This is a genomic window from Nocardia sp. NRRL S-836, assembly GCF_001279525.1.
Taxonomy (GTDB): domain Bacteria; phylum Actinomycetota; class Actinomycetes; order Mycobacteriales; family Pseudonocardiaceae; genus Lentzea.
On the sequence record NZ_LGDY01000113.1, the window covers coordinates 66,349 to 74,595 of the forward strand.

Sequence of the window (8,247 nt, forward strand, 5' to 3'; positions counted from 1 at the left end):
AGAGCGGAGAAAGTCGCCCGCAGGTCGTCTTCGCGAACCATCACACCTCCAGCCTCAGGTGGTCGAACTCCGGACCGAGCTTGCGCCGCAGGGTCTCCAGCCCCTTGCTGCTCTGCGACTTCACCGTGCCCGTCGAGCACTTCAGCGCGGCGGCGGTGTCCTCGACGCTGAGATCGTGCCAATAGCGCAGCACGAGGACGGCACGTTGCCGTGCGGGCACGGCGGACAGCGCCTGCCACACGACGAGCCTGTCCTCCGCCCCTGCGACGGAGGACAGGCCCTCGGGAGGCGCGTCGGTGAGTTTCTCCCTGCGCCAGCGGACCTTGCGGCGTTCGGCGAGGAACGTCCGCACGACGATCTGCCGCAGGTACGGTTCGAGCCCCGACCGGTCCGCGAGCTTCGGACCGGCCAGGTAGAGCTTCAAGAACGCCGACTGCATGACGTCCTCCGCCTCGTGCCAGTTGCCGCACAGCAAGAACGCGGTGAAGCGCATCGAGCCGGCGCAGCGGTCGAAGCAGTCGGTGAACTCGGCCTCCCAGTTCAGCGGTGGCTCCTCACCCGGCCGGCGTCGACGAGACCGGCGGCGTCGTCGCGGGCTGCGTCCAGGTCGTCGGCGGCAGCGCAGGTCGGGGGGTGGTGGCCGCCGGCGGCTGCGAGGTGGTGGGCAGCGGCGTCGGCAGGATCGTCGTCGGCCGCGGCGGGGTCGACGGCAGGCCCGGCGTCGTGGAGACCGGCGGCTGCACCGTGGTCGGCGGGTACTGCGGGGTGGTCGGCAGCGACGTGGGCGGTGGCGTGGTCGGCGGGTGCTGTGCCGTGGAGGAGGTCGGGGCCGGCGCCGAGGTCGTCGGCGGGTGCTCCGGCGTGCCGCCACCACCGCTCAGGGCGAGTGCGGGCACGGCGATGCCCACGGCTCCCAGGGCGACGGCACCCGCCACGATCACCATTCGTTTGCGCACTTGCGGCTCCAGCAGGTCAGTGGCGCCCCTTCAGGCACCCTCACCCGTCTCCATGCGGCCGGCCCCCGGCCCGGTTGCCCGTGTGTCCTGGATCACGACCTCGACGCAGCGGGCCCGGTGCGCGGCCTCGTCGAGCACCGCGCGCCGCGGCTCGGGCACGTCGAGGACCCTGTCCTCGGCGATGTCGAAGACGCCCGTGAGCCTGCGGTCGTTGCGCAGCACGTCGAGCGCCTGCCGGTCACCGCCCAGCACGACGCTCTCCAGCTGGGCGAGCCTGGGCACGAGCACCCGGACCACGTCGTCGGCGGCGGCCTGCAACGCGACCCGCGCCTGCCCCTCCCTGCGGCGGGCGAACCGCTGTTGCGACCAGCCGCCGGCCCGGATGCGGCCGTGCACCTGTTTGCGGTCGGTCGCGGACACCTCGACCCGGTCACCGAACGCCACACCGACGCTGTGACCGCCGAGCCGGACGAGCACCAGCCCGACCCGCCGCGGTTCGGCCAGCCTCTCCACGACCTCTTCCACCGTCGCGCCGCCGCGAGTGACGAACGTCGCCGTTGCTCCGTCTGCGGCGGTGATGACGACGTTGGCAGCGATGTGAGCTTCGACAGGTCCGTGACGCTCCGCGAACCGGGCGATCCACCCGTGCAGCCGCTCGGGCTCGACCTCGACGGCCCGCCCGCCGGGCACCGGCCGGACCCGGCTCACGGCCGCGACACCCTGCGCGACATGCGGCGTTTCCTGGCCATTTCCCACCCGTTGGCACTCGGAGGGGCCGTCTGGACCGCCGGCCCGCACCGGGAGCCGGCGTCGGCGCGGTCCCGTGGAAGCGGGGTCACCGTGCACACATTAGAACCACCCCGACACGAGGCGTGAGCAGCGCGCGGATGTTACTGATCGGTTTGAAACGCTTGACAGATGAGTCTCCAAAGCGTGAACTCGTCAACCGTATGGATTAACCATTGACTCCATCCGGCTCCGACCAGCGCAGTTCACGGGCGGGTAGGGTCACTGGGGCGTGATCTTATGACAGCGGGGAGTCACCATGACCACTGCTGCCGGTCGACCAACACTGACCGTTGACGACAGCGACTCAACGGCCCACGGCAGCCTTACGCAACTCTTGACCACGGGACCGTTCCCGGAGGCTCTTCGAGCTGCGATCAAGGCCAGCCGCCTCAGCCTCGACCGCATCCAGCACCGGTTGGCGCTGCGCGGAGTGACCATCAGTGTCGCGACGCTCAGCTACTGGCAGTCCGGACGGCGAAGGCCCGAGCGGCCGGAGTCGCTGGAAGCACTTCGTCACCTCGAGTCGGTCCTCGGCGTACCTCAGTCCGGTCTCTCGGCGCTGCTCGGCCCACCTCGACCCCGAGGACGCCGTTGCCGCCCGACGACCATGATGCCCATCGACGCTCTGTGGGCCCGCCGCGAACGCGTGGCGAACCTGCTGTCGAAGGTCGACACCACCTCCGACCTGAAGCTGGGCCGAATCAGCCAGCACGACCGCATCGAGATCTCTGCCGACGGCGGGCAGAAGTCCGTGTGGGTGCGCCAGATCCTGCGCGCAGAACAGGACGGCCCCGACCGGTGGGCGCTCGTGTTCGAGACCGAGGAGTCCGACGTGCTCCCCGAGATCGTGAACGTGCGCAACTGCCACCTGGGCCGCATCGCCCGCGACCACGAGGCCAACATCATGGTCGCGGAGATGATGTTCGAACGCCCGCTCACCCGCGGCGAGACCCTCATCATGGAGTACCAGCTGGTGTTCCCCGAGGGCCACGCCCCGAAGGGCAACAACACGTTCGCCCGCAAGTTCCGCCTGCCGGTCCGCGAGTACGTCATCGAGGTCCGGTTCGACGAGACGAACCTCCCGTCGCGCGTCCAGCAGTACAGCGTGCCCGCGGGCGACGAGACCCCGTCCCGCCGCCGCAACCTCACCCTCGACTCGGGTGGCGGCGTGCACGCGGTGGCGCTCGGTTTCGGACCCGGCGTGTTCGGGATCCGGTGGGAGTGGCCGAACCGCTAGTCGTTCCAGCTGTCCAGGAGGGCCGCTTCCCGTCGGGGAGGCGGCCTTCTTGCTGTTCCCGGCCGTGTCGAGCGAAGCGAGGCGTCACCGGAGCCAGGGCATCACCCCGGCGCCAGGGCGACAGCCGAAGTCCCTGATGACGAAACGGGCCCCGGCGCTTGTGCACCGGAGCCCGTCTCACCCACCACTGTTCTACCTCAGACCTCACACCCATCCGGCGACGTGCAACGTCACCGCGCGGATCGACCCCTTGTCGGAGTTGACCACGTCGGCCACCTTGAACGTCCAGGTGCCGTCGGCGGCCTCACCGAGCAGCGAGGACAACGTCCCCGCCGGCCGCCAGGTCCCCGTGAAGGGCTGATCGGCCGAGGTCACGGACGAGAACGCCCGCGCGGCCGAGTCGTCGAACACGGCCTGGCAGATGTTGTTGCCCAGGCTGCCGCTGCGCGAGAACAGCGTGACCGACTTGCCCGAGGGCGCCGTGAGCGTGCCGACCAGGTCGCCGACGAAGGTGTGGTCGATGCCGACCGTCGTGGCGCCGTCCGCCGTCGAGCAGGTCGCCCCGTCGATGGAGAACTTCAGGTTCGACGCCGCACCGACGCCCGTGACCGGCAGGGACACCGTGGCGCCCGTCGGGTCGTTGTCCGGGATGGCGATCGGCTGACCGGTGTAGGCGAACGTCTTGAACTCACGCGACGGCTCGCCGACGCGGAGGCTGAACGTCGCCGTGGTCGGCGAGGTCGATCCCGCGAAGGTCACGCGTGCGTCGAGACGGACCGCGGAGCCGAGGCCCGCGGTGGCCGGCACGGTCACCTTGAAGGTGTTGGACACCGTCTGGCCGACGTCGATGTTGCCGTAGTACTTCGAACGCGGCGCGATGGTCACGCCGGCGGTCGGCGTGGTCAGCACGAGCGAGGTCGACGCGGCAGTGCCGTCGCCGCCGTTGGTCACCGGGACGGTCACCGTGGAGGTGGTGCCGGGCTTGAGGAAAGCGCTTCCGTCGTTGTCGTTCACGATGGTCGGCTTCTGCGCGCGGGCCAGTGCCTGCGGCGAGGCGCCGGTGTGCGCGAGTGCGCGGTCGGCCATCACGATGCCGGCACCGGTGCGGTTGTCCACACCGGACTCGACGATGTCGATCGCCGTGGTGACAAGGGCTTCCTTGACCTCGGCGGGGGTGAGCGTCGGGTTGCCGGACAGGATCAGACCGGCGATGGCGGCGGCGTTCGGCGCGGCGGCCGAGGTGCCGAAGAACGGGCTGAAGCCGCTGACCGAGGTGGTCACGCCGTCGGCCGCGGTGATGTCCGGCTTCTGGCGCGTCTCGGCGAGGGGCGTGCCGTCGGGGGCGAAGAACGTCTTGCGCGGGCCGTCGGAGGTGAAGCGCTCCGGCTTCTGCGCGCTGTCGAAGGCGCCGGGGTACGGGCCCTTCGGGTTGGCCGGATCACCGGGCTCCAGGTCGAACGGCAGCGCCTGTGCGGCGGGCGCGGCCGCGACCGAGATCGCGCCCTTCGCGGCGGAGTGGCCGCGGGTCATGCCGGGCGTGACGAACTTCTTCAGGCCGTCGTTCGAGTCGGCGAAGCGGCCGCCGAACAGCGAGAGCGCGAAGTGCCGGTCCTCACCGCGGAACTTCACGACCGCGAGCCGCGTGCCGGTGGAGCTCGTCGGCGTGGTCAGGCGCTCGTAGGGGTCCTGGGCGCCGTCCTGGTTGTTCTGACTGAAGGTGACAACGTTGCCTTGGGCGTTGACCAGGTACAGGTCGTAGTCGTTGAACGACTGGCCCAGCGGGTCGGCCCAGTGCAGCGTCACCGGGGTGTCGCCGGAGTAGTTCGACAGCGGGTTGAACAGCTGCTTGGCGTTGGGGTCGGGGTTGAAGTCGTGGGCGGTGCCCGCGAACTTGCCGACGCCGACACCGGAGTCGACGAACTGGCCCTCCCAGTGGCCGGCCGTGCCGTCGGCGACGTTGCCCTGGTTGCCGGCGCTGGAGAAGAACACCGCGCCGTCGGCGGCGACCGCGTCGACCGCGCGCGCGATGATGCCGTCCTGGAACGGCGACTCGTTGAAGTAGATGACGTCGTCGACGATGACGTCGCAGCCGAGCTGGAAGCGCAGCTTCTTGATGTTGTCGGCGAAGCTCGCGTCACCGTTGAACGCCGTGGCGAAGCCGAGCTCCGCGTTGGGCGCGAGGTCGTGCAGGATCTCGAGCATCGCCGTGCCCTCGTCGCCGGAGCCCTCCTGGCCCGGGACGACGTCGACGGCGGGCAGCTCACCCGCGGCCTGCGACACGGCCAGCGACGAGATGCCGTCCGACAGGGCGCAGAGCTTCACGCCGACGCCGGTGACGTGGAACGAGCCACGCGCGGCCTCGGCGTTGTGGGTCTTGTCGCTCTCACTGACCTTGGCGGCCTGCACCGCGACCTGCTTCTCGGCGAGCCGGCGCTCGATCTGCTTCGCCTTGTCCTCTTTGGACACAGCGGGCTTCTTGCTCTTCTTGTCCCGCTTGTTCTCCACGCCCTGCGTCATCGCGTCGCTGCCCTGCTCGACGCGGGCGACGTCGGCGCGGCCGGCGATGTCGGCGAGCCTGGCGAGCGGAACCTCGGCGCGCACCGTGCGGTTCTCGGAGGACACCGCCCGGATCTGCCCGCCCGCGGCACGGACGGCGTTGACCAGGTCGTCGGAGAACTGCTTGGCCCGGACGTCCACGAGCGTCGTGCTGTTCGACGACACCGCGACACCGGTCTGGACCTGCGGAAGGGCACCCGTGACGCCGACCTGGACGCGCTTGCGCGACTCGACGACCAGCGCGCTGTCCACTTTGGACTCAGCCGGGGTGAGCGACTTCTTGATGCTCTGCAACGCGGCGATCTGCGCCGCCGTGCGGTCGTTGATGGACTTCGACGCCTTGACCGGATCCGCGTTCGCCGGCGTGACCGCGGTCAGCGCGGCCAGCAGAACCGCGGTACCCGCCGTGACCAGTCTCGTGCCTCTTCGAGATCGTCGCACAGGGTCTTCTCCCCCGCCGTTGGCGTGCCCCCGAGAACACGCGGCCTACGACCGGATGATCCCGGTCGAGGCGCCAACGTATGGTGCACGACTGATCACAGTCAGCATCCTTTTGGACTACTTCTCACTTAGCAGGCGCAATCACACTTCACAGAACAAACGCGTCAGTCCACAGCTGACCGGTTCGCCCGGACAGAGCCTCCAGGAGCGCCGCCGCCTGGTTGTCGGTGAGCGACGCGACGAAGTCCACCACGGCCCTCCCCCTCGCCAGGCCGCGGATCATGTCCGGCCCGGCCGGCATCTCCCCGGTCGGACCGACCAATGTGGACGGCTCCGTCCGGGCGAGCGCCGCGTACTCCGTTTCGGCCAGCTCCACGAGGTCGTGCAGCCGCCGCGGCAACCGGTCCGCCTCACTCCGGTCCGTGACCCACTGCTCCAACGCGTCGACCAGCGAGCTCAGCAACCGCGCCTGCCCCCGCTGGTGCAACGCCAGGTCCGGCCGCAACAACACGAACCGCCGGTGCACGAACTTCAGCACCTGCACCTCGTGCCACTGCGCCACCGCCAGCACCACGTGCCCGGACCTCGGCGTCGGCTCCTCGATCACCCCGACCGCGTCCACGAGCCGCCGCGTCCACCGCGCACTGAATCCGGCAACCTGCTGCTCCGCCTCGACCGACCCGTCGAACGGCACCGCCAGCAACCCGTCCACCAACTCCTTGCTGACCTTGCGCACCGCCAGCGCGAACGCCTCGTCGCTCATCACCCAGGAGTCCTTGAGGTGCATGCGCCGCCGCAACGTCTCCAGCGACCGCCCCGGCATCCTGATCTCCGCTTCGAGCTCCGCGTCGCTCAACCCGGCGAGCTCCAACGCCTGCGCCTGCCACGTGCCGAACTCGGCCGCGACCGTCGCGTGCTGCAGCACACCGACCCGGTGGAAGTCCTCCAGGTCGTGGATGGCGTAGGCGATGTCGTCCGCGGTGTCCATGACACTCGCCTCCACCGTCTGCTGCCACGCCTCGACCCGCCCGTCGAACGGCTCGCGCGCCTGCCGCAGATCGCCGATCTCCGTGACGTACGCCGAGAACTTCGAGCTGCCGGTGCCCGGCATCTCCGCCGGCTCGGCCGCGCCGCGGGGCGCGATCGGCAGACCAAGGTCCTGGTGGCGGGTCCACGGGTACTTGAGCATCGCGGCCCGCACGGCAACGGTCAGGTCCAGGCCGAGCGCCTTGGGCCCGCGGACATCGGTGGTCGTGACGATGCGGAACGACTGCGCGTTGCCCTCGAAGCCGTCGGGCAGACCGAAGCGGTGGCGGGCCAGGCGGTCGAGCACCTGCTCGCCCAGGTGCCCGAAGGGCGGGTGGCCCAGGTCGTGGGCGAGGGCAGCGGCTTCCACCACGTCGGGGTCGCAGCCGCCGAGCTTCTCCAGCACCGCGGTGAGCTCCGGCCGGGTGGTGAGGCGCTCGGCGATGGCGCGGGCGGCTTGCGCGACCTTGAGGCTGTGGGTCAGGCGGTTGTGGACGAGCAGGCCCGAGCCGGTGGAGCTCACCACCTGCGTCACACCGCCGAGCCGCGCGAAGAACGGGGAGCTCGCCACGCGGTCGCGGTCCACCCGGAAGGGGCTGGTCGCGAGGTCGGCGGTCCGGCCCGTGCCACCGGACCGGCGGGCGATGCGCTGCTCGTTGTGCATGTGCAGAAGGTACCGGGGGTGGGTGGGCTCTCCTGCTCGACTCCGGGTTCGTCTGCACCGACTCCTGTGCCCCCTCTCGCGATTCCTTGTACGGCGGCGGAGATGACCATGGGTTTCGGACGGTCGTTGGTGGTCGGACAGAGAAGAGACGAGGAGAGGACGGGATCCGGACAACGTTCACCGGATCGGGTGAGACTTGGCCAGGGTGCTGCGGGTGGCCGGCTGTGGGGGTCGGTCGGCGCGGGCAACGTGCAACAGGCGACTGGTGATCGGCTGGCTGCTGGGTGACGTGCGGGCTGGCGGGTGATGTGCGGGCTGGCGAGGCGGTAGGCAGGTAGGGCGGTGCGGCCGTCAAGGCGTGGGGCGAGGTGACAGGCAGCGGTGTGAGAAGAAGCGCCGGCGGAAGTGCGCGAGGAGCGGAATGCAGAAAGCCCCCGAGGGGAGCGCTTGTGGCGCTCGACCCTCAGGGGCTTCTGTACGTAAGTTCGGCGGCGACCTACTCTCCCACACCGTAACCAGTGCAGTACCATCGGCGCAGAAGGGCTTAACTACCGGGTTCGGAATGGGACCGGGTGTTT

At 70.1% G+C, this 8,247-nt stretch carries 6 protein-coding genes and 1 rRNA gene; 1 reads left to right on the forward strand and 6 read right to left on the reverse strand.

The window, feature by feature from the left end; translation table 11 throughout:
- Positions 1 to 40: 40 nt before the first annotated feature.
- Genes ADL03_RS27835 through ADL03_RS27840 form a run of 3 tightly spaced genes read right to left on the reverse strand, consistent with a single transcriptional unit; the run spans position 41 to position 1,664 of the window.
- The gene (locus ADL03_RS27835; protein WP_255353415.1) at positions 41 to 625 is read right to left on the reverse strand and encodes a SigE family RNA polymerase sigma factor; all 585 of its coding nucleotides are present in this window, start codon (positions 623 to 625) and stop codon (positions 41 to 43) included.
- Positions 555 to 956: a hypothetical protein gene (locus ADL03_RS48790; RefSeq protein WP_197288702.1), complete on the reverse strand. Its 402-nt coding sequence runs from the start codon at positions 954 to 956 to the stop codon at positions 555 to 557. The genes ADL03_RS27835 and ADL03_RS48790 overlap by 71 nt, the downstream gene beginning before the upstream one ends.
- 30 nt (positions 957 to 986) lie before the next feature.
- The gene (locus tag ADL03_RS27840) at positions 987 to 1,664 is read right to left on the reverse strand and encodes an acVLRF1 family peptidyl-tRNA hydrolase (protein ID WP_053736514.1); all 678 of its coding nucleotides are present in this window, start codon (positions 1,662 to 1,664) and stop codon (positions 987 to 989) included.
- Between the two features lie 691 nt (positions 1,665 to 2,355).
- Here ADL03_RS27840 and ADL03_RS48795 point away from each other — a divergent pair.
- Entirely contained in the window at positions 2,356 to 2,982 is a 627-nt protein-coding gene (locus ADL03_RS48795) for a hypothetical protein (RefSeq protein WP_197288703.1), read from the forward strand.
- 204 nt (positions 2,983 to 3,186) lie between these two features.
- Here the strand turns inward: ADL03_RS48795 and ADL03_RS27850 are convergent, their stop codons facing one another.
- From ADL03_RS27850 to rrf, 3 genes are all read right to left on the reverse strand, one after another.
- Positions 3,187 to 5,979, reverse strand: coding sequence for a S8 family serine peptidase (locus ADL03_RS27850; protein ID WP_053736516.1), 2,793 nt, complete (start codon positions 5,977 to 5,979; stop codon positions 3,187 to 3,189).
- A gap of 148 nt (positions 5,980 to 6,127) precedes the next feature.
- The gene (locus ADL03_RS27855; RefSeq protein WP_053736517.1) at positions 6,128 to 7,669 is read right to left on the reverse strand and encodes a deoxyguanosinetriphosphate triphosphohydrolase family protein; all 1,542 of its coding nucleotides are present in this window, start codon (positions 7,667 to 7,669) and stop codon (positions 6,128 to 6,130) included.
- Between the two features lie 483 nt (positions 7,670 to 8,152).
- A 5S ribosomal RNA gene (gene rrf / locus ADL03_RS27860) occupies positions 8,153 to 8,247 on the reverse strand; the annotation flags it as partial.

What these genes read in the sequence shown, in the direction of transcription:
- ADL03_RS48795 (WP_197288703.1), top strand. Translation starts at nt 2,356, where the DNA reads ATGCCCATCGACGCTCTGTGGGCCCGCCGCGAACGCGTGGCGAACCTG.
- ADL03_RS27855 (WP_053736517.1), bottom strand. Translation starts at nt 7,669, where the DNA reads ATGCACAACGAGCAGCGCATCGCCCGCCGGTCCGGTGGCACGGGCCGG.